At 72.4% G+C, this 20,184-nt stretch carries 18 protein-coding genes; 11 read left to right on the forward strand and 7 right to left on the reverse strand.

Translation table 11 applies throughout. The features are described 5' to 3' along the window. Positions 1-9 precede the first annotated feature (9 nt). Positions 10-501 (reverse strand): MaoC family dehydratase, encoded by a 492-nt coding sequence (locus tag QSK45_RS01025; RefSeq protein ID WP_285552243.1) that lies wholly within the window; start codon positions 499-501, stop codon positions 10-12. Positions 502-618: 117 nt separating this feature from the next. Here QSK45_RS01025 and QSK45_RS01030 point away from each other — a divergent pair, with 117 nt between their 5' ends. The 4 genes from QSK45_RS01030 to QSK45_RS01045 all read left to right on the forward strand — a co-directional run bounded on the left by QSK45_RS01030 (position 619) and on the right by QSK45_RS01045 (position 6,152). After that, positions 619-1,980: a hypothetical protein gene (locus QSK45_RS01030; protein ID WP_285552245.1), complete on the forward strand. Its 1,362-nt coding sequence runs from the start codon at positions 619-621 to the stop codon at positions 1,978-1,980. Positions 1,981-2,174: 194 nt separating this feature from the next. Next, positions 2,175-3,527, forward strand: a complete 1,353-nt coding sequence (locus tag QSK45_RS01035; RefSeq protein WP_285552247.1) for a cation:proton antiporter — start codon at positions 2,175-2,177, stop codon at positions 3,525-3,527. Continuing rightward, on the forward strand, positions 3,524-4,132 hold the full coding sequence (locus QSK45_RS01040) for a histidine phosphatase family protein (protein ID WP_285552248.1): 609 nt from the start codon (positions 3,524-3,526) through the stop codon (positions 4,130-4,132). The genes QSK45_RS01035 and QSK45_RS01040 overlap by 4 nt, the downstream gene beginning before the upstream one ends. 196 nt (positions 4,133-4,328) lie before the next feature. After that, positions 4,329-6,152: an eCIS core domain-containing protein gene (locus QSK45_RS01045; RefSeq protein WP_285552249.1), complete on the forward strand. Its 1,824-nt coding sequence runs from the start codon at positions 4,329-4,331 to the stop codon at positions 6,150-6,152. 449 nt (positions 6,153-6,601) lie between these two features. Here the strand turns inward: QSK45_RS01045 and QSK45_RS01050 are convergent, their stop codons facing one another. Beyond that, positions 6,602-7,054, reverse strand: a complete 453-nt coding sequence (locus QSK45_RS01050; protein WP_285552251.1) for a MarR family winged helix-turn-helix transcriptional regulator — start codon at positions 7,052-7,054, stop codon at positions 6,602-6,604. A 198-nt stretch (positions 7,055-7,252) separates the two neighbouring features. Between QSK45_RS01050 and QSK45_RS01055 the strand changes: the two genes are divergently transcribed. Continuing rightward, on the forward strand, positions 7,253-8,704 hold the full coding sequence (locus QSK45_RS01055; RefSeq protein WP_285552253.1) for an MFS transporter: 1,452 nt from the start codon (positions 7,253-7,255) through the stop codon (positions 8,702-8,704). A gap of 145 nt (positions 8,705-8,849) precedes the next feature. After that, entirely contained in the window at positions 8,850-9,749 is a 900-nt protein-coding gene (locus QSK45_RS01060; RefSeq protein WP_285552255.1) for an RNA repair domain-containing protein, read from the forward strand. Positions 9,750-9,874: 125 nt separating this feature from the next. On the opposite strand, the gene QSK45_RS01065 is transcribed toward QSK45_RS01060, so the two are convergent. From QSK45_RS01065 to QSK45_RS01075, 3 genes are all read right to left on the reverse strand, one after another. Next, positions 9,875-10,111 (reverse strand): MerR family transcriptional regulator, encoded by a 237-nt coding sequence (locus tag QSK45_RS01065; protein ID WP_490993490.1) that lies wholly within the window; start codon positions 10,109-10,111, stop codon positions 9,875-9,877. An 83-nt stretch (positions 10,112-10,194) separates the two neighbouring features. Then, positions 10,195-10,752 (reverse strand): carboxymuconolactone decarboxylase family protein, encoded by a 558-nt coding sequence (locus tag QSK45_RS01070; protein WP_285552257.1) that lies wholly within the window; start codon positions 10,750-10,752, stop codon positions 10,195-10,197. A gap of 105 nt (positions 10,753-10,857) precedes the next feature. Continuing rightward, a complete protein-coding gene (locus QSK45_RS01075; RefSeq protein WP_285552259.1) occupies positions 10,858-12,315 on the reverse strand; it encodes a CoA transferase in 1,458 nt (485 codons plus the stop codon). A gap of 198 nt (positions 12,316-12,513) precedes the next feature. Here QSK45_RS01075 and QSK45_RS01080 point away from each other — a divergent pair, with 198 nt between their 5' ends. Both QSK45_RS01080 and QSK45_RS01085 read left to right on the forward strand, forming a co-directional pair. Next, positions 12,514-12,789, forward strand: a complete 276-nt coding sequence (locus QSK45_RS01080) for an acyl carrier protein (protein WP_285552261.1) — start codon at positions 12,514-12,516, stop codon at positions 12,787-12,789. Positions 12,790-12,801: 12 nt separating this feature from the next. Beyond that, a complete protein-coding gene (locus QSK45_RS01085) occupies positions 12,802-14,052 on the forward strand; it encodes a beta-ketoacyl [acyl carrier protein] synthase domain-containing protein (RefSeq protein WP_285552262.1) in 1,251 nt (416 codons plus the stop codon). A 537-nt stretch (positions 14,053-14,589) separates the two neighbouring features. On the opposite strand, the gene QSK45_RS01090 is transcribed toward QSK45_RS01085, so the two are convergent. Continuing rightward, complete coding sequence (locus QSK45_RS01090; protein ID WP_285552264.1) at positions 14,590-15,414, reverse strand: AfsR/SARP family transcriptional regulator; 825 nt, start codon at positions 15,412-15,414, stop codon at positions 14,590-14,592. 458 nt (positions 15,415-15,872) lie between these two features. Between QSK45_RS01090 and QSK45_RS01095 the strand changes: the two genes are divergently transcribed. From QSK45_RS01095 to QSK45_RS01105, 3 genes are all read left to right on the forward strand, one after another. After that, positions 15,873-16,868: an LLM class flavin-dependent oxidoreductase gene (locus QSK45_RS01095; RefSeq protein WP_285552266.1), complete on the forward strand. Its 996-nt coding sequence runs from the start codon at positions 15,873-15,875 to the stop codon at positions 16,866-16,868. Between the two features lie 60 nt (positions 16,869-16,928). After that, positions 16,929-17,639, forward strand: coding sequence for a thioesterase II family protein (locus QSK45_RS01100; RefSeq protein WP_285553357.1), 711 nt, complete (start codon positions 16,929-16,931; stop codon positions 17,637-17,639). A gap of 722 nt (positions 17,640-18,361) precedes the next feature. Then, a complete protein-coding gene (locus QSK45_RS01105; protein WP_285552268.1) occupies positions 18,362-19,126 on the forward strand; it encodes a response regulator in 765 nt (254 codons plus the stop codon). Here the strand turns inward: QSK45_RS01105 and QSK45_RS01110 are convergent. Beyond that, positions 19,053-20,087, reverse strand: a complete 1,035-nt coding sequence (locus QSK45_RS01110) for a threonine aldolase family protein (RefSeq protein WP_285552270.1) — start codon at positions 20,085-20,087, stop codon at positions 19,053-19,055. The genes QSK45_RS01105 and QSK45_RS01110 overlap by 74 nt on opposite strands. Positions 20,088-20,184 lie beyond the last annotated feature (97 nt).

Raw genomic sequence — 20,184 nt, forward strand, 5'->3', positions numbered from 1 at the left:
GTGGTGCCGTCAGGCCGTCTCGCGGCAGCGGACCATGAAGGACCGCTCGAAGACGATGACGGTCTCCCCGGTGGACTTCGTGCCGGTCGTCTCGACGGTGACGATGCCCTGTCCCGGGCGGGACTTGGACAGCCGCTTGTCCAGGATGCGGCTCGTCGCGTACAGGGTGTCGCCGACGTACACCGGGTCCTTCAGGCGGACCCGGTCCCAGCCGAGGTTGGCCACGGCCCGCGCGGACAGCGCCTGTACGGTCATGCCGCTGACGAGGCAGATCGTGATCCCGCTGTTCACCAGGACCCGCCCGTACTCGGCCCCTTCGCCGTACGCCTTGTCGAAGTGCAGCGGGTGCTGGTTCATCGTCAGCAGCGTCAACCAGGTGTTGTCCGACTCGGTGATGGTCCGGCCGGGCCAGTGCTTGATCACCATCCCCGGCTCGAAGTCCTCGTAGTCGCCGCCGTGTTCCTCGACGTACTCGTTGTCGCCTACCTGACGCAGTGTCATCGGACCTTCTCCCGTGTGCGTTGAGGTCTTGCGGGCGCCGGTCGTGCGGCGGCGCCGCGCACACCTTAGCGGTGCGCCGCACCTCGTGATCAGAAGAAGGAAGAGAGAGGAAGTCGGATGACCGTGCTCCTGGAGGCGGACCCCTCGCCGGCGACGGGCCACCCGTGGTTCGGCCGCCACCGGCTGGCGCCCGCGGCCGGTGCGGCGACGCTCCGCGACATGCTGCGGCACGAGATACGGGACACGGGCTACTGGTACCAGACGCATCTGCCCGCCGCGCCGATCGCGCTGCCGAGCGCGTCCTACGCCGAGTTGTTCCGCGTCTCGCGGGCCCTGCTCGACCTGGTGCGCCGCACCGCCCTGGAGGCCGCGGCCACCACCGAGGGCCGACTGGCCGCGTACCGCATGCCGGACAGCGAGCGGCAGCTGTTCCTGGCCGACCGGTTCACCGAGGAGCGGTACGCGGACTGCGTGGCCCGTCCCGATGTCGTGATCGGACCGAACGGCCCGCAGTTCCTGGAGTTCAACGTCAGCGGCGCGCTCGGCGGACCGGTGGAGTTCCACTGCCGTATGGAGGTCTGGCGGCGGCTCTACACCGACGCCCGGGGGCGGTTGCCGTTCGAGTACCAGGACCCGTTCGCCGTGCGCACCGAGATGTTCCGGCACCTGTGTGCCGAGTCGGGGGTGCCGCCCCGGGTGGCGATCGCGGGCAGCGCCCGCGACCAGGGAGGCCACACGCGGTACTTCGACCTCCAGGTGGACCACTTCAACAGCCATGGCCTGCTCGCGCGCTTCTTCGAGCCGGAGGACCTGCACGAGGCATGGGACTGCCCGCCCGGACTGCGCTACCCCGTGGGGCTGCGGGACTTCACCATCCCGGACTGGGCCGAACTCGGCATCGACACCGCGCCGGTGCAGACCGCGCTGGACAACGGCTGCCTCCTGGTGGGCACCCAGACCTCCACGTTCCTGTCGAGCAAGCTGACCATGGGCATGCTGTCGGAGGGCCGCCCGTGGATGAGCGCGGCCGAACGCGCCCTCGTCGACACCTATCTGCCCTGGACCCGCGTTCTGTCCCACCGGTGGACGACCCGGGGCGGGCGCAAGGTCGACCTGGTGGAGTTCGCCGTCGCGCACCGCGAGTCGCTGGTCCTCAAGGAGAGCATCGGGATGAGCGGCCGGCAGGTCGTCATCGGCCGGCAGACCGGCCAGGCCGAGTGGGCGGCGGCGGTGACGGCGGCCGCGGAGACCGGCACCAGTGTGGTGCAGGAGTTCGTGGCGCCGCGCACCTGCCGGCTCGCGGTGGTGGCCGACGGGGTGGACGAGCCCTACGACACCGAGGTGGCCCCGGTGTTGGGACCGCTGATGTTCGGCGGCCGTCCCGCGGGCCTGTTCGCGCGGTTCTTCGGTGACGGCAGGACGGGGATCGTCAGCGTCGCGGGCGCCGGATGCTCCGACGACTGCGTGGTCGCCGTGTAGGGCGCGGCCGTCTCCGGAGGGCGGCGGCCGGCTCCAGGGGCGCGGTCCGCTCCCGGAGCACGACGGTTCCGGGATCACGATCAAATCCAGGCACGAGCAGTTCCACGCACGAGTAGTTCCAGGGGCACGACTGACAGAAGGGACACCCGTGGTTTCCACACCTGTCCGCGCACATACGCAGGGAAGGAGGAGCCGTGTCCCTCGAAGCCGCTGAGGTGGCCCACCTCCTCCTCGCACTCGTCCTCCTGCTCACCGCCGCCCACCTCGGCGGCCAGTTGTTCGCACGCCTGCGCCAGCCCCAGGTGATCGGCGAGATCGCGGGCGGCCTGGTGCTCGGGCCGACGGTGCTCGGGCAGTTCGCCCCGGGGGCATGGCACTGGCTGTTCCCGTCCTCGGGCGCCACGTCGTACGTGCTCGGCGCCTTCTACCAGCTCGGCATGCTGCTGTTGGTGTACCTGACCGGCACCGAGCTGCGCGCCCGCCGCCGGGCCGGGGGGCGGCGCACCATCGCCTACGCCGCCGTCTCCGGTCTCGCCCTGCCCTTCGCCTTCGGGCTGGCCGTCGCCTCCGCCGTGCACACCGACGGGCTGACCGGCCCCAACGGCTCGCCCGCGGCGCTCGCGCTCGTCTTCGGCATGGCCGTCGCGGTCACCAGTGTGCCCGTCATCTCGCGCATCATGCTGGACCTCGGCATCCTGCGGACCCTGTTCGCGCGGATCGTCCTGGCCGTCGCCGTGGTCGAGGACATCCTTCTCTACGTCGTCCTCGCCATCGTCCTCGGCATGGCCCAGGCCCGCGGCGCCGACGCGTACGGCCTGTGGGCGTCGTACGGCTCCGGCGAACTGCCGCCGACCGTCGCCTACTTCACCGTCGTACCCCTGCTGTTCCTCGCGCTGTCCCTGTGGCTGGGGCCCCGGGTCCTCAAGCGGCTGGCGCGGTCGCGGGCCAATGTGCTGGAGCGGCGCAGCCCGCTCGCCTTCCGGCTGGTCGTCCTCTTCCTGCTGTGCGCCGCCTGTGCCGGACTCGGCATCGACCCGATCTTCGGCGCGCTCGTGGCGGGCATGTGCGCGGCGGGCGCCTCCGGGGCCGGGGCGGAGCGGCCCGAGGAGACCCTGCGCCAGGTCTCGCTCGGCTTCTTCGTGCCTATCTACTTCGCGATCGTCGGCATCAAGCTGGATCTGGTGCGTCACTTCGACCCGGTGTTCTTCTGCTGGTTCCTGGCGCTGGCCTGCCTGGTGAAGTCGGCGAGCGTGTGGCTCGGGGCGCGGCTGGCGGGAGAGACCTCCGCGGCGGCCGGGAACCTCGCGGTCGCGATGAACGCCCGCGGCGGTCCGGGCATCGTGCTCGCGTCCGTGGCGTTCGGCGCGCGGATCATCAACGAGAACTTCTTCACCTCGCTCGTGCTGCTGTCGATCGTCACCTCCCAGTTCGCGGGCTTCTGGCTGGGCCGGATCGTGGCCGGGGGGAAGCCGCTCATGCCGGGTGCCGCCGAGGAGGACCCGGGGGCCGCGGTGGACCGGGAACCGCTGGTGGAGGACGTCCGGTGAAGATCTATCTCGTGCGCCACGGTCAGTCGCTGGGGCAGGGGGCCGGCCAGGGGCGTCGGGGGCGCGACACGGGTCTCAGCCCGCTCGGGCACAGCCAGGCCGGTCATCTGGCGCGGTGGCTCGCGGACGACGGGCGCCTCGACGGCGACACGTCGCTCACCGTGGGCAGCCTGGTGACCAGCCCGCTGGCGCGGGCCCGCGAGACGGCCGAGCACCTGCGCGCATCGCTGAGCCTGCCGGCCGAGGTCCAACCCACGCTCGCCGAGGCCGACTTCCCCGTCCCGCCCGAACTCCCCTCGTCCGCCGCACCGTTCACCAAGCGGCGCGGCAGGCTCCTCTCCGAGCGCTATCTGGACTTCCGCTCCCAGGCGCGCACCGCGCTGGTCGAACTCACCCGCCGCGCCGAGGAGTCGGGCCGACCGGTCCTCGCGGTGGCCCACGGCGGACTGATCAGCACGGTGGTCCGGGCGGTCGCGGAATCCGACACCTTCTGCCTCAAGCTCTACCACTGCGGGATCACCGCGCTCGAATGGTCCGACGGCCGCTGGCGCCTCGCCCATGTCAATCTGTGGGACCACCTGCCGGTGCCGCTGCGCACGACATGAGTCAGGGCACCGGCTCGCCCGGGGCGGACGTGCCCGCTCCGGGGTCGGTGGTGCGCCCGCACCCCGGCCGCGCCGCGTCACCGGGCGGGTCGGGCAGCGACTCTGCCCGCGCGTTGCCCTTTTCGCCCTGTTCGCCGGGACCGTCCCTGTCGTACACCGGAAGGACGGGTCCGGTCCCGGCGTGGTGAGGAGAGTTGTGCACGGGCACAGGAAGCGGCACGAGAATCCCACGGCGGCGGGCACGTCCCGGTCCGCCCCGGCTCGGGCGGCGGACCCGCGGCGTCCCGGGCGGGAGGCCGCGCCGCGGCCGGACGCGCTGGCGTCCCTGCAACGGCTGGTCGGCAACGCCGCGGTCGCCGAGATGCTGGGCCGCGCGGAACAGTCCGAGGCGGCGCAACGGCGGTCCGCGTCGGTGCGCGGGGTGCTGCGGTCCCCCGGCCGCCCCCTGGACGACGCGGTGCGCGGCGACATGGAGTCCAGGCTGGGCGCGGACTTCTCCGACGTACGGGTGCACACCGACCACGCGGCGCACGAGTCCGCGGCGTCGGTCGCCGCCGAGGCGTACACCTCCGGCTCCCACATCGTCTTCGGGCGGGGCCGCTACGACCCGGCGTCCGACGCGGGCCGCACCGTGCTCGCCCATGAGCTGACGCACGTCGTCCAGCAGCGACGGGGCCCGGTCGCCGGCACGGACACCGGGGGCGGACTCGCCGTCAGTGATCCGTCGGACCGGTTCGAGCGGGAGGCGGAACGGGTGGCTCGGCGGGTGACGGGTGGTGGGACGGCAGGGGGGACGGCCGGCGCGGCGGCCGACGCCACGGCTCCGGCGGCGTCCCCCGGCCCCGGGTTGCCCGTCGCCCGTCTGATGTCGGTCGAGGAATTCCGGCGCAGCACCGCCGTCGGCCGCTTCCAGAAGCGCGGTTCGTCGGTCGACCAGGTCGAGAAGGCGCTCGCGGACTGCCACAAGGAGAAGCTGGACGACTTCGGGGCCAGGGCCCGGCAGCTCACGGAGCTGGTGCGGATCGCCGGGGGATACGGCGACCAGTCGAAATCGGGCCGGCACCAGGACGTGGTGCGGCAACTGCTCGCCGAGGGCGAGGCGGAAGCCGCGATCTACCGGCAGCTGGCGGACGCCGGACAGGAGCGGGACGCGCTGGCGAAGGCGCGGGGTTTCCTGGCCGCGCAGGAGGCCGTCCTGCGGCGGATCCACACCGCCGGCCTGGACAGCGCCAGCGACATGGCTCTGGTCAACGTCTATCTCCAGACCTCGCTGAACCAGGCCGTCAATCAGCTGACGGCGGCCCAGAAGAGCACCCTGGTCGAGGACGATCTGCACCTGCTCGCCGGCATCCAGGCGGACACCGAGGCTCCGCAGGCCACCCGGGACGTCCTCGGTGACCTGCTGGCGCACCGCGACATCGTCCACTTCACGACGGGAATGCCGGGAACATCGCTGTCCCCCGCGGGAACCCCCGAGAAATACACCCTGAAGCACATGATGTCCCAGCCGGCGGGCGCCACCGAGCGGCTCGGCTCGCTCGCCCATGAACTCACCCACGTGGACGCCGGCGAGTCCTACGACAACACCCCGGTCCTGCTGCTCCTGCGGCAGGACCTCGGCGATGCCGAGATCCGGGAACTGGCCAGGGAACGCAGCGCCCGGGTCCGGTCCCTGGAGGGCCTCCTGGAGCGATCGGCGACGCTCGACGCCGAACAGCGAGCCCTCTTCGCGGCCAAGCTCCGCTACGCCACCGACCCGGCCAAGGGCGTCGGCCGCTACGCCGCGATGTTCAGGACGAGCGGCAAGATCGACGAGGACACCCACCGGCGCCTCCAGGAGATCGAGAACCTGAGCAAACCGCACAGCTCCGTCCTCGTGGAGTACGACACCGTCGTCACCCAGCTCCTCGTCTACCTGCACCGCTGGGGAATCGCCCAGGAGGACCCGCTGCACGCGGCGGTCGCCCGCCTGGCGGACGAGCTGAGGACGGAGCGGAGATCCGCGGCCGCCGGCTCCTGAGCCGCGCGTCCTCCACTCGGGCGAACGGCCGGCCGTGCCACCCCGCCTGCGACGCGGCCCCGCCGGCGGAGGACCCTTCCGCCGAGGCGCCGGCGCCCACGGCACGCCCCCGCACCGCCACCGCTTCGGCGATCCGGAGCCCGACCCGGTCGGTAGGGTCCGCGGCCCGGACCGGCGGCCGGTCCCCCGGGCGCGGGTGACCTTGCCGGGCCCCGGCGGCCACCGGCTGGTGGCCACGGTGACGAACGCCCGGGGCGAGTACGCCGCGACCGCCCTCCCGAGGACCGGCCACGCGTCGCGGCGGCCCTGCCGGGCCGGCAGCCGGCAGACCGGCGGCGGCTGCGCGCGGGCGGCTTCGTACGCGCGCGACTTCCGGCCGCGGGACCGGGCGGTACACGCGGCCGGTCACGCGTCGGCACGGTCCCGACGGCGGCCGACCCGGGCGGGGCTCACGTCCTGGGCCACGGCCGACCGGTGATCCGCTCCACGCTCGTGTTGAACCGCTGGAGGTAGCGGGCGAAGTTCTCCACGTCCTCGGCCGACCAGTCCTCGAAGACCCGGTCCAGGTCCTTGACGTGCAGGTCGCGTTCCTCCAGCAGCCTCCGCTCGCCCTCCTCGGTCAGCCGGAACTTGCGCGCCATGCCGCCCTCGGGGTCGGGGATCCGCTCCAGGAGCCCGGCCCGCATCGCGTGCGCGGTCTGCCGGTTGACGGTGGAGGCGTCGAGCTGGAAGGCATCGCTGAGCTGCCCGATCGACATCGGTCCCTGAACGTGGATCCGGCTGAGCATGATGTACGCGCTCCGCTCCAGCCGGCCCTCGTGGTGCCGGCGGGTGGTACTGCTCAGCTGGTGCCGCCCGAGCACCATGTGCTCGAACTCGACCAGATGCGACGGCTTCCCCATGTACTGCCTCCTTCGGAAGTCGACCGTATCTCAGGGCCCCGCGGCACAGGCGTCCCGTCCCGGCCCTCCCCGCCACCCCGCTGTCACGCACAGGCGACGTGCATGACGCATCCGATATGGATAATGCATACGATGTGCATCATGCACAGCCTTGGGGTGTGCATGCCCCGGACGACCGGACGAAACGAGGAGTCACCCATGGAAGCCCCGCAGCCGAGCCGCGGAACGGGCGGTATCGTCACCGCCCTGGCGCTCGCCGGAACCGTCGCCGCGATCATGCAGACCCTGGTGACCCCGCTCATCGCCGAGCTGCCGCAGATCCTGCACACCTCCTCGTCGAACGCGGCCTGGGTGGTCACGGTCACCCTGCTCGTCGGCGGGGTCTGCGTGCCGGTGTCCGGACGCCTCGGCGACCTCGTGGGCAAGCGGCGCATGATGCTGATCTGCGTGGTGCCGCTGGTGATCGGCTCGGTGGTGTGCGCCCTGTCCACGTCCGTCGTGCCGATGATCACGGGACGCGGCCTGCAAGGCATGGGCATGGGCATGATCCCGCTGGGCATCGCACTGCTGCGGGACGTGCTCCCGGTCGAGAAGCTCAGCGGCTCCATCGCCCTGGTCAGCGCGTCCATGGGCATCGGCGGCGCGATCGGGCTGCCCCTCGCCGCCGCGGTCGCGCAGTACGCCGACTGGCAGCAGCTGTTCTGGGGCTCGGCCGTCCTCGCGCTGCTCGTCGGCGTGCTGATCCTCGTCGTCGTACCGGACGTCCCCGCCGCCGCCAAGGGACAGCGCTTCGACGCGCCCGGCGCGCTCGGACTCGCCGTCGGCCTGGTCGCGCTGCTGCTGGCGATCTCCAAGGGCGCCGACTGGGGCTGGGCCTCGGGCACCACGCTCGGGCTGTTCGCGGTCGCCGTCGTCGCCCTGCCCGCCTGGGGCTTCTGGGAACTGCGCACCCGCGACCCGCTGATCGACCTGCGCACCACGGCCCGCCCGCGGGTGCTGATCACCAACGCCGCGTCGGTCCTCATCGGCGTCGGCATGTACTCCTTCATGCTGATCGCGCCGCAGGTGCTGCAGTTCCCGAAGGCCACCGGCTTCGGCCTCGGCCAGTCGATGCTCGCGGCGGGCCTGTGGATCGCGCCCGGCGGCATCATGATGATGCTCGTCTCCCCGCTCGGCGGAAAGCTGATCAACGCGCGCGGCCCGAAGGTCGCGCTCGTCTGCGGCGCCCTGGTGATCGCGGTGGGCTACGCGCTCGCGCTGCCGCTCATGGGAACGGCCTGGGGCGTCATGCTCGCCGGCATCGTCATCAACAGCGGCGTCGCCCTCGCCTACGGCTCCATGCCCGCGCTCATCATGAGCTCGGTGCCGGTCTCCGAGACCGCCGCGGCCAACGGCTTCAACACCCTGATGCGCTCGCTCGGCACCACGATCGGCTCGGCCGTGATCGGCGTCGTCCTGGCCCACATGACCATCAGCCTGGGCGGCTACACCCTCGCCTCCGAGGACGGCTTCCGCACCGGCCTCCTGATCGGCTGCGGCGTCGCCGTCCTCTCCGCCGCGGTCGCCTCGCTCATCCCGTCGCCGCGCAGGGCGCCCGAGACGGCCGACCCGCGGCCGGCCGAGGCCGACCGGGCACCGGCCCGCCCCTGAGGCGACGGTGCGCCCGGCCCCCGCGGACCGGGCGCACCACGCCGGCACCCCGCGGGCTCAGCCGTCGGAAGTCGGGGAGCGTGCCCCCGAGCGCGGTATGAGCGGCACCCTGGAGGAGAGGGTGCGGCGCGGGAGAGGAGGCGTGATGCGGACCAGCGACGAGATCTACCACCGGGTCCGCTGGGACCCGCGGTTCGACCCGGCCCGGTTCGTGCTGGGGATCAGCGAACGCGGAGACGGCTGCACACGTGTTCCGCTGCCCTGCTTCGTCCCCGGGGGCGACATCCCGTGGCACCGGGTGGTGTTCATCGAGGCCGACGGCGAGGTGGTCTGGGACCGGGCCACGGGGGTGGACCGCGTCGGCACCTCGGACGCCGGCCGGATACGGAACCCGCGCGCGGACCCGGGCGGCAGCGGCGAGCCCCTCGGCGTCCTCGACGTGTCCCCGACGCCCCGTACGGCGCTGGCCTGGATCCCGCCCGCGGAGCTGTGGCCGCCGATCCAGGACATCCGCCAGGAGTACGATCCGCAGATCCACCGGTGGCCGCCGCACGTCAACGTGCTCTTCGGCTTCGTACCGGAGTGCGACTTCGGGCGTGCCGCCCCCCTGCTCGCCGCGGCCACGGCCGGGACGCCGGTCTTCACCGCCCGGCTGGACGGCGTGCGCGCCTTCCGGCACAGGGCGTACTCCACCGTCTGGCTCGACCCGGCGGCGGCCGGCGCGGAGCCCTGGACAGCCCTGCACCACGCGCTGCGCCGGCGGTTCCCGCGTTGCCACGGGCCCGCCGGGCGCTTCACCCCGCATCTGTCCCTGGGCCGGACCCGGGAGCCACGGCGCGTCAGCGCCGACTGCGCCGACCGCCTCGACGCCATGACCGCGACCGTCTGGGAACTCGTCCTGCTCGCACGGCGCGGCGACGGCCCGATGCGTCCCCGGGCCACGGTCGCCCTGCGCACGGGCGACCTCCGCCGGCTCCCCGAACCCGGCCCCGGAGCACCGGGCCCGGAGGACACGGCATGGCTCTTCGAGATCACCGACAGGTGAGGTCACGGCCGTCGCGGCAGTCCCCGGCACCCCATCCGGGCACCCCACCGCGGCACACGTCCCGGTGGCGCGGCGAGCGGGAGGACACCGGGACCTGCGGCTGGGCGCGGTGCGGCCATGGTCGATCACGCGTCGGTCGCCGGGCCGTCCACCGGATCCGCGATCTCGCGCGGTCCGAGGCCCAGCGGCCGGTGGGCGAGCGCCCCCGGCAGCCGCTCCGCGTCCGGCGCCGCATGGGCCCGGTACCCGGCCGCGGTCCGCGCGGACGGCCACACGAGGCCGACCTCGTCGTGGTGGTGCGGCGTGCGGACGCTCACGCGGGCCGGCTCGGCCACCCGCCCCACGGTCAGGGACCCTTCCACGTCACCGGCCTTGCGGCATGACGCCACGTGAGGGTCGAGCGGGTCAGCGCCTCGAAGGCTCCTCTCGCGCCGGTGCCGGGGGTTCAGTGCTTGTGCATGGTCCGTGCCATGCGGACGAGTTCGTCGGTTCCGGCCACGTCGATCTCGACGTCGAGAACGGTGCAGACGCGCCCGACGAGGAAGTAAAAGCCCACCAGGACGAGGGCCTCGACGATCTGTTCCGAGGTGTAGTGGGCGCTCACGGCCGTGTGGAGCGCCTCGTCCACGAGAGGCCCGGCGGCCGCGGCCGCCCCGAAGTTCAGCAGCGCCCGCTGGGCGGGGGTGAAGACGTCCGCGTCGTACCGCCGTTGGCGCAGCGCCGCGCGCTGGTCGTCCGTGACACCCGCGGCGCGGGAGATGGGCACGTGCTGCGCCCACTCGTACTCGGCCTCGAACGTGGTGCCGTAGGTGAGGATGAGCAGTTCGCGGTCCATCGCGCTGAGGCTGGTGTCGGCGAAGAGCGCGGCGTTCAGCCGGGCTATCTGGATGACCGACCGGGGCGCGTGACCGAGGATGCGGTACAGGTTGATGACGCGCCCCTGGCTGAGGCTGCGCAGGACTTCGGGCAGGGCCTCGTCGTCGAGGCAGGGGATACGGGACATGGGTCCGACTCTCCTTGGAACGGGCCGGGGCGCGAGGACCGGCACGGGTGGCGGTGGGGCGGGGCACCCGCCGGTGGGCGAGGCGGGGCGGGGCGCGCGGGGGCGTCAGGACGATGCCGGGTCCTCGTCCCAGCAGGGGCGGGACGAGCCTCGGGGCACCAGGAGCGGGCCGCGCCAGGCGGGCGGGGTCTCGCTGAGGCTGACGGGCGGGGCGACGAGGGAGAGGTCGCCGAGGGGGGTGGGCCGGGTGAGGCGGCGGGGCTCCGGCAGCGGGGTCGGGGGCAGGAGCCGTTCGCACTCCTCGCGGGTGAACGTGCCCAGCTGCCAGGCCCAGTTGGCGACGCCGGCGAGGGAGACGCGCACCTGGTAGCTGCCGCCCTCGTGGGCGCGCCGCAGGACCGCGCTCATCACGCCGGCGGCGGCGAGATGGGCGGCGAGGTAGTCGTTGAGCATGCGGCCGGGCGGCAACCGGGGCCGTCCGTCCTGCCGTTCGCTCCAGTTGACGCCGGTCAGGGCCTGGGCGTGCTGGTCGAAGCCGCCCCGGTCCTGCCAGGGGCCGCTGTGGCCGTAGGCGCGGACGGAGACATGGATGATGCCGGGCGAGATCTCGGCACACTCCTCGGGGCCGAGTCCGAGCCGGGCCATCTTGGCGGGCCGGTGGTTGTGCACGAAGACGTCCGCGGTGCGCAGCAGTTCGTCGAAGACGCGCCGGCCCTCGCCGCCGGTGTCCAGGGCGAGGCGGGCGGAGCGCAGGCCCACGCCCGTCTCGTTCCAGCACAGGTCGTGGTCGAAGGCGTTCGGTTCGCACACGTGCAGCACGTCGGCGCCCTGTTCGGCGAGGACACGGCCGGTGGCGGTGCCCGCGAAGACGTGGGTGAACTGAAGGGAGCGCAACGCGGACAGCGGCTGGGCCGCGGCCGGCAGCGGCCGTGGCGGGGCGTCGCCCACCCGCTCGACGGACACGAGGGGTTCGGCGAGTACGGCCCGGCCCTGGGGGTGGGCGAGGAACTCCTCCCTGCTGCGGACGATCGCCAGGGGGACGCCCCGGTCGGCCGCCGCCTCCTCCAGGTCCCAGGAGACCCATCGGGCGACGGCCGCGCCGATGCGCTCGCGGGTGTGCGCGGTGCCGAGCAGGTCGAGGAAGGCGTCCCGGGTGCTCGGGTAGCAGGCGATCGGGATGGCCCAGCGGTCGTCCGCGGTGCGGTACAGGTCCCACAGGGCGGGGGCCGGGGAGCCGTCGAGCCCGAGGACGCTGCCCATGTTGGAGCCGTAGCCGTTCAGGGTGTTGCCGCCGCCGAGGTAGGGCGTCAACTGGTGCATCGCCTGCCCGAGGTCCAGTCCCAGCCGCTGCGTGCGGCCCGTCGCGGCGTGCCAGATCTGTGCCGCGCCGACGGCGGCGGACAGCAGGGCCATGCCCATCGCCGAGCCGAGCCGGATGGTGGACGGCACCAGCGGATCGTGTCCACGCACGACGAGTTCGCTGACCGCGTCGTCGCGCGAGAGACCCAGCGCCTTCAGAGTCCTGTCTAATTCACCGACCAGATCGAATTCGTTTTCCTCCATACCGGGAAACATGACACCGATGTGGTGGTGCCAAACCGGTCGAGCGCTTATTTCGTTTGATGGCGAAGGCGGTGCGACCGAAAGCCGGACCGCCATCAGCCGACTATCAGTTCATTATCAGGAAGGGCTGGTTCCGTTGGACTGAAGCAGTCGATTCGCAGAGAGGCGGTGACGTGGGTGTCGCAAGGTTTTCCCGCCGTGGGGGAGCTGAATCTCCTGCCCGATCACGAGCGCCGGGAACTCATCGAGGACCTGGTGGTCGAGGAGTTCAGGAGCGCCCTTTTCATGACCGACAGCGAGGTGTTCTCGCTGGACGTGGGCTTCTTCGACCTGGGACTCACCTCGCTGCGGCTCAGCGAGGTGAAGCTTTCCCTGGAGCGGAAGCTGGGGCGTGAGATTTCGACTGCCGCCCTTTTCGGCCATCCGACCGCCGGGCAGTTGATAGAGCATCTTTGCGCGCGATCCGTTTCCTGAACGGGGGAATAAATGTCGGACACACCGCATCCCGCGGCGGCCGACCTGGCCGCCGTACTCGCTGAACTGCGACGCACGGAAGAAGCGCTCGCCGCCAACGAGGAGGCGCTCGCCACCCTTGAGAAGGAGAAATACGGACCCATCGCCGTCGTCGGCATGGGGCTGCGCATTCCGGGCGGGAACGACGACGCCGACATTTTCGCCGAGTTCCTGCGCGAGGGCCGTTCGGGCATCGGGCCCCTGCCGGCCGGCGAGCGCCGTCAGATGGCCCCGGACGCCGCGGCCGCCGGCATCCCGGAGGCCGAGCACGCCGTCCCGGACGGGGAGGGGGACGGCGACTGGCCGCGCGGCGGTTTCGTACGCGACGTCGACCGGTTCGACGCCGCCTTCTTCTCGATCTCGCCCAAAGGGGCCCCCTACATCGACCCCCAGCAGCGGCCGGCCCCCCAGACGGCCTGGGAGGCGCTGGAGCACGCCGGGATCGACCCGACCTCGCTGCGGCACGGCGACACGGGCGTGTCCATGGGCGTCACCACCCTCGACCACGCCTTCGAGTCCGCCGGTCTCGCCCCCGCGGACCTCGACGGCCACCTCGCGCCCGGCCTGAGCCACAGCGCGGTCTCGGGCCGGCTGTCGTTCTTCCTCGGACCGCACGGGCCGTGCATGACCGTCGACACCACCTGCTCCTCGTCGCCGACCGCCACCCACCTGGCCCACGAACGGGCCGGCGGCTGCGCCCGCGCCGAGGGCCGCGGGGTGCTGGTCCTCAAGCGGCTGTCCGACGCGCTGCGGGACGGCGACACGGTGCACGCCGTGATCCGGGGCTCGGCGGTCGGCCAGGACGGCGAGAGCGCGGGCCTGGTGGCCCCCAACGGCGCCGCCCAGGAACAGGTCATGCGCTCCGCCCTGGCCCGGTGCCGCCCGACGCCCGGCGACATCCAGTACGTCGAGGCCCATCGCGCAGCGCGGCGTAGCGCTGCGGATCGGCGCGCAGCGCGGCACGCTCGTCGTCGCCGAGGGCCTGGTCCTGACGCGGGAGCAGGTAGTTGGCGGAGCGCTGGAACACCGTCAGCCGCTCGGTGGTCCCCGCGATGGCGGGCACCAGCCGGACGGCGCCGGCCGCGCTGCCGACGCGGGCGACCCGCTTGCCGGTCAGGTCCAGCGTCTCGGGCCGGCGCGCCGTGTGCGCCTGGGTTCCGGCGAAGTCGTCCGCGCCCTCGATGCGCGCCCAGGCCGGCCGGTCCAGCCGTCCCCACGCCGTGACCATGACGCGCGCCCGCAGCCGCGCGAGGTGCGCAGGAGCCGGCGGCCGTCCTCGTCCGACCACGCGGCCTGGGTGACCTCCGTGCCGAAGCGGATGTGCTCCGCCAGTCCCCGGCTCGTGGCGAACCGTTCGAGGTTGCGCAGGATCTCCGGCTGCCCGGCGTACTCGTCCACAGTCCCTTCGTCGTCCTTTCGTTCGCCGTCCACCTTGGACAGCGCTGCTGATCGACGACTGAAGGGAAACTGGTGAATCGGAAGGAAATAACGCCTTAGGAGCAACGTAAAAAGAAAGAGAAAAGGGAGATTCACTCCTCTGCGACTGCAAAGAGGAGGGGCGCAGAGGGCTACTTTCCCGCTGGGAGCGAGTATGCGCGTGAAATATTCTGGCGCGGTGCGCTGACGCGCCGCTGACGCGGCACCGGATTCACGGACCCGGGCGGTGTCTCTCGGGCACGGCACGGGACGAGGCCGCGGCAGGACGCCCCCGGCGGATTCCGGGCGTTCTGCCGCGGCCTCGTCCCGTCGAGGCGCCCGACCCTAGGCGGGCACGGCCGCGTCCAGCGAGGGCGCCTGGTTGAGGATCTCCCGCAGCCGTTCGCGCAGCTTGAGCGAGGGCTCCATGCCCAGCTCGCTCGCGAGCCTGCGCCGTGTGCTGTTGAAGGTCTCCACGGCCTCGGCCTGCCGTCCGGTCCGGTACAGGGCCAGCATGAGCATCTCGGTCAGCCGCTCGCGCCAGGGATGGATGGAGCGCATGCGCTTCAGCTCACTGATGATGTGCACCGGGTCGGTGAGCTGGATCTCCAGCCAGAGCTTGTCCTCGACGGCGCACAGCTGCTCCTCCTCCAGGGCCAGCGCCACGCTCTGCGACATCGGACCCTGGCTGACGTCCTGGAAGGGCGCGCCGCGCCAGAGCGCCAGTGCCTCGCCGAGCAGCCGGTGCGCCTCGTCGGGGCTGTGCCGCGCGCTGGCGCGGGCCTGGCCGACCAGCCGGCGGAAGGCCGCGGCGTCGGTCTCCTGGCCGCCCAGCTCCAGGACGTATCCCGACGAGCGGGTGAGCAGTTCGGGTGCGTGGCCGTGCGGGCAGGCCAGTTGCTGCAGGGTCCGGCGTAACCGGTAGACGTGGGCCTGCAGCGAGTTCTCGAAGGTGGGCGGCGGGTTCTCCCCCCACAGTTCGGTGTACAGCTGCTCGGCGGCCAGCGGGCGGCCGGGGCTCACCAGCAGCGCAGCCAGCAGGGTGCGCTGCCGGCTCCCGCCCACGGTGTGCGTACGGCCGCCCGCGCGCACCTCGAGCGGCCCCAGGAACATGAAGGCCGGAGCGGTACCGGAAGCGGCCGGCACCTGGGAGCCGGACGGCAGTCTCATACCGTTGTTCGAGTGCTCATCCTCGAACCGCGAATAATTGATCACTTTTTCTCCCCTGTAGCGCGCGGTTCCTTTTATTGACTACTGACATGTTCGCAACCGCAAGTACCGAGGATGATTTGTCGTCGCTTCCAGGCCAGTGCGCGCCTCTTGCAGCGAAGCCGGTTTTCGATGTTTATGTCGGGACGAATCGGCGCAACTCAGGCAGCAAGCGCGTCGCGCCGACCACGCCCCCGTGCGATTTATCGAGCCTAGCCATGGCCGATTCGGACGACGCATTAAAGGTTTTCGGATTACCCCGCGGGTAATTGATACGACGGGGCGGGCGACCGGTATGCCGCCGACTGCCTCGCCACCCGCACCGGCCGCCCTTCTTTCATCGGTCCATCAGGAATCTGTCAGGAACGCCGGGTTGGATCGACGGGACCGCTGACCACGATCCGGGAAAGAGGTGCGCGATGGGGGCAGCCCGTCAGCCGCTCCGCGTGGGGGTGCTGTTGCCGACCCGGGAGCAGGCGATCCTCGGCGAGTACGGCGTGTCGCCCCTCCTGGACTTCGCGCGACGGGCCGAGGGCCTCGGCTTCGACTCCCTGTGGACGGGCGACTCGCTCACCGCGCGCCCGCGGCTCGACCCGCTGGTGACGCTGTCCGCCGTGGGCGCCGTGACCCGCCGCGTGCTCCTGGGCACCGCGGCCCTGACACCCGCGCTGCGGCACCCGCTCGTGGCGGCGAACATGGTCAGCAGCCTGGACCACGTCAGCTCCGGCCGGCTCGTGCTGGGGGTGGGTGTGGGTTTCCCGGCGCCGGAGACCGACGAGGAACTGGCCGCCGTCGGCGCCGGGGCGGGCGACCGGGCGGTCCGGCTGGACGAGATCACCGAGCTGTGGCGCACGGCCTGGAGCAGTACCCGGCCCGGTGCGCCGAACCGCTTCGCCGGCCGGCACTGGCGGGCGGAGGGCCTCGACCGGCTGGTCTGCCCCGCCGTACCCGACGGACCGCCGCTGTGGCTCGCCGCCGACGACACCGTCCGGACGCTGGGGCGGGCGGCCCGCCGCTACGACGGCTGGCTGCCCTTCCTCACCTCGGCCGAGGCGTACGCCGGTGCCCGGCGGCGCCTGGAGGACCTGTGCCGGCGCGCGGGACGGCCGGCCGGCGCGGTCACCCCGGCCCTGTACCTGACGATCACGGTCGGCCCGGACGAGCAGCGGGCCAGGGTCGAGCTGGACGACTACCTGGAGCTCTGCTACGGCCGCACGCTGGAGCAGATGTCCGCCATCCGGACCTATGCCTGGGGCCCGAGCGAGTACTGCGCGCAGCGCCTCGCCGACTACGTGCGGGCGGGCGCCCGCCACATCGTGCTCCGCATCGGATCGCTGCGGCCGGAGACCCACCTGCGGGAGTTCGCGGACGTCCTGGTGTCCAGGGCACGCCAGACGGATCAGGAGAGCCCATGACGACCGAAACGACCCGGCGCGCCCGCCGGTTCACCGGCTCCGGAGCCGATCCGAACGCCGATCACCAGGTGTTCCTCTTCCCGCACGCCGGCGGCACGGCCCCCCGCCTACCAGGCCTGGGCCGCCACCCTGCCCTCCACCATGGAGGTACGCACCCCGCAACTGCCCGGACGTCAGGAGCGCCTCGGCGAGGAGCCCTTCACCGATGTGACGCCCCTGGTGGACGCGCTGCTGACGGCGTTCGAGGCCGAACTCGACGGCCGCCCGTATCCGTTGCTCGGCCACAGCCTCGGCGCTCTGCTCGCCTACCGCCTGTCCGTGGCCGCCGCGGCCGACGGCCTGCCGGCGCCCGCGCTGCTGGGCGTCTCGGCCTGGGCCCCGGCGCTGGAACCGGCCGCCGGCCTCGCCCGGGTCGCCACCATGTCGGACGACGAACTCCTCGCCCGGGTGGCCCGGCTCGGGCTGGTGCCGGAGGGGACGGCCCCCGACGCGGCCACCCTGGCCTCGATCATGCCGGCGCTGCGCGCGGACTTCCTGGCCGCCGGCAGCCTGCGCGAGGACGGCGAACCGGCACCCTGCCCGGTCGCGGCCTACTGCGGCACCGCCGACCCGATCGTGGCCCCCGGTGCCATGGCCGCCTGGGCGGACCACTGCACCGACTTCCTCGGCGCGACCGAGTTCCCGGGCGGCCACTTCTACCTCTTCGAGCACGCCGCGGCGGTCCACCACGGTCTGGAACGCCACCTGCGCCGCCTGACCACCCGGTCATGAGCGCCCGCCCGTTCGCGGGGAGGGCCGGCAGGCGCGCGGCGCGACCTCGCGGCCGAGGACGGCCAGGGCGTCGCGCGCCGGGGCGAGGCGGACTCCGGCGGCCGGTTCCGTCGCCCGGTCACGGGCCGAGGTGGGCGGTGAGCGTCACCGGGTCGAGGACGGCGACGCCGGCCTCCGGCTGATCTCCGCGAGCCGCCGCGCCTGTTCGCGGTCGCAGGGGTGGCCGCCGTCGCGTCCGGGGGGCGCGGCGGTGTTCCGTCGGCGCACCGGAAAAGCGGGCTCACCGGCCCGAGGGGCCGAGAAACGGCACCGGACGGATATCTTCCAGCGGCCTCTTCGAATCGACGGGCCGGCTGTCCGTTATTCGAGGCACGCCGCGGCTCCTTCATTCGCACGGAAGACCCGCCTTGATCCATATCCGGTGTTCGTGATCCCTTTGATCACCGGCCTCGACCGGCGCCGCGCCGACGCCTTGCCCGGCGGGTTCGTGTCCCCGGCATATTCGGTGCGCGCCGACCCGCCGTGACCAGCAAGATCCCTATTTACAGCCGGAGTTCCAGCTTGTCATCCTCGCACCACGGCCGTTACCTTCGTCAGCAAGGCGGAACGGCATTGGGGATGCGTTGCGCCACGGGGGAAGGCACGAGATTGGAAAATCAACGCGTCACCCGGGAAGGCACGAGAAAGCCGAGGTCCACTGCCGACGCCGGGGGGCGGGCGGCATGACGACGGAGTTGACTCGCGGCCCCCTGTCCGATGCCCGTACCCGGCTCGTCGTGGTGGACGATCACAACCTGTTCCGCACCGGTCTGGTCTCCCTCCTCACCTCGGTTCCGACTTTCGTCGTGGAGGCCGAGGGATCGACCGGCGCCGAGGCGGTCGTCCTGTGCCGGCTGCTCCATCCGGACGTTCTGATCCTCGATATCGAGGTGCCCGGTTCCGATCCGCACGAAATGCTGATCGACATCCACAAGGACAGCCCGGACACCAAAGTGATCATCCTGAGCATGCACGACGACGGTGCGCGGATCCGCGAACTGATAGCCGACGGTGTGTCCGGCTTCCTGCACAAGTCGGTCGACTACCCGGCACTGAGAACGGCGATCGACTCCGTGCTGATGAACTCGAACCAGCTCATCATCCATCTCCCGCAGAGGTCGCTGTTCGCGGACGACCGGGCCGGGTCCAAGCCGTCCGGTCTGATGTCGACCCGTGAGCTGGAAGTCCTCTCCATCCTCGCCGAGGGCATGAGCAACGCCGAACTCGCCCGACGGCTGTTCATCAGCGTGAGCACGGTCAAGCGTCACCTCACCAACATCTACCGCAAGCTCGGCGCGGTCTCCCGGGTCGACGCGCTGCGGCGGGCCGAGGCGGCGGGCATGCTGCCCGGACGCCCTGTGGACGACCGGTCTCCTACTTCAGGCTCGCCGCCACGTCCGCGACCAGTTCGCTCACGTCCGTACGACCGGTGGCATGAGACGTCATGAGGCGGGTCGCTCCGGCCGGCAGGGGATGAAGGGTCCAGCGCTTTCGCAGCCGGTCCGTCGCGGCAGGCGGTAGCTCGACGAAGACCGCGTTGGACTGCACCGGGTGGGCCGGCCGGACTCCGGGGATCGCCCCCAGGTCCGCCACGAGGCGGGTGGCCATGCTGTTCGCGTGCCGCGCGTTGTCCAGCCAGAGGCCGCCGTCGAGCAGCGCGTTGACCTGCACGGCGAGGTAGCGCATCTTGGACGCCAACTGCCCCTGCTGCCTGCGCAGGTAGGGCGCCCGCTCGGCGATGCCGGACGTCATCAGGAGCAGCGCGTCGGCGCCCAGCGCCCCGTTCTTGGTGAAGCCGAAGCTCAGCGCGTCGGCGAAGCGGGCGATGTCCGCCACCGTGCAGCCCAGATGGGCCACGGCGTTGGCGAGGCGTGCCCCGTCCAGGTAGACGCGGAGCCCCTTGCGGTCGCAGAGTTCCCGCAGCGCCGCGAGCTCCTCCAGTGTGTAACAGGTCCCCAGCTCGGTGACCTGGGTGAGCGCCACCACCGAAGGGCGCGGCGTCCGTACGTCCGTGCACCGCCCCAGCACGGCCTCGATCGCCGCCGGGGTGAGCTTGCCGTCCGGTGCCGGCGCGAGCAGGAGTTTCCTGCCCAGCATCGCCTCCACCGCCCCGCATTCGTCCACCGCGCAGTGGGCGTTGTCGGCGCAGACGATCGCGTCACCCGGACCGAGCAGGACGGAGAGGCCGAGGACGTTCGCGGCCGTGCCGTCGAAGACCAGCAGGGGAACCGCCGTCGGCCCGGCCAGCTCGCGCAGGCCCGCCTCGGCCGCCGCCGTCCAGCGGTCACCGCCGTAAGCCGGCGCCGGCCCCCGGGCGGCCGCCGTGACCGCGGCCAGTACGGCGGGATGCGCCTCCGCGTGGTTGTCGCTCGCGAAGTCCTCGCGCGGGACACCGGTCGGTCCGTTCATGGCGACCAGTGTCCGGCCCCCCGCAGCCACCGGCATCCTCCCGGTGGCTCGGCCCGCTCCCCCTTCCGGCTCATCCTCGCTACGACCGGGGTGTACC

The sequence above is a fragment of the Streptomyces hygroscopicus subsp. hygroscopicus genome, assembly GCF_030269125.1.
GTDB classification, from domain to species: Bacteria; Actinomycetota; Actinomycetes; order Streptomycetales; family Streptomycetaceae; genus Streptomyces; species Streptomyces hygroscopicus_C.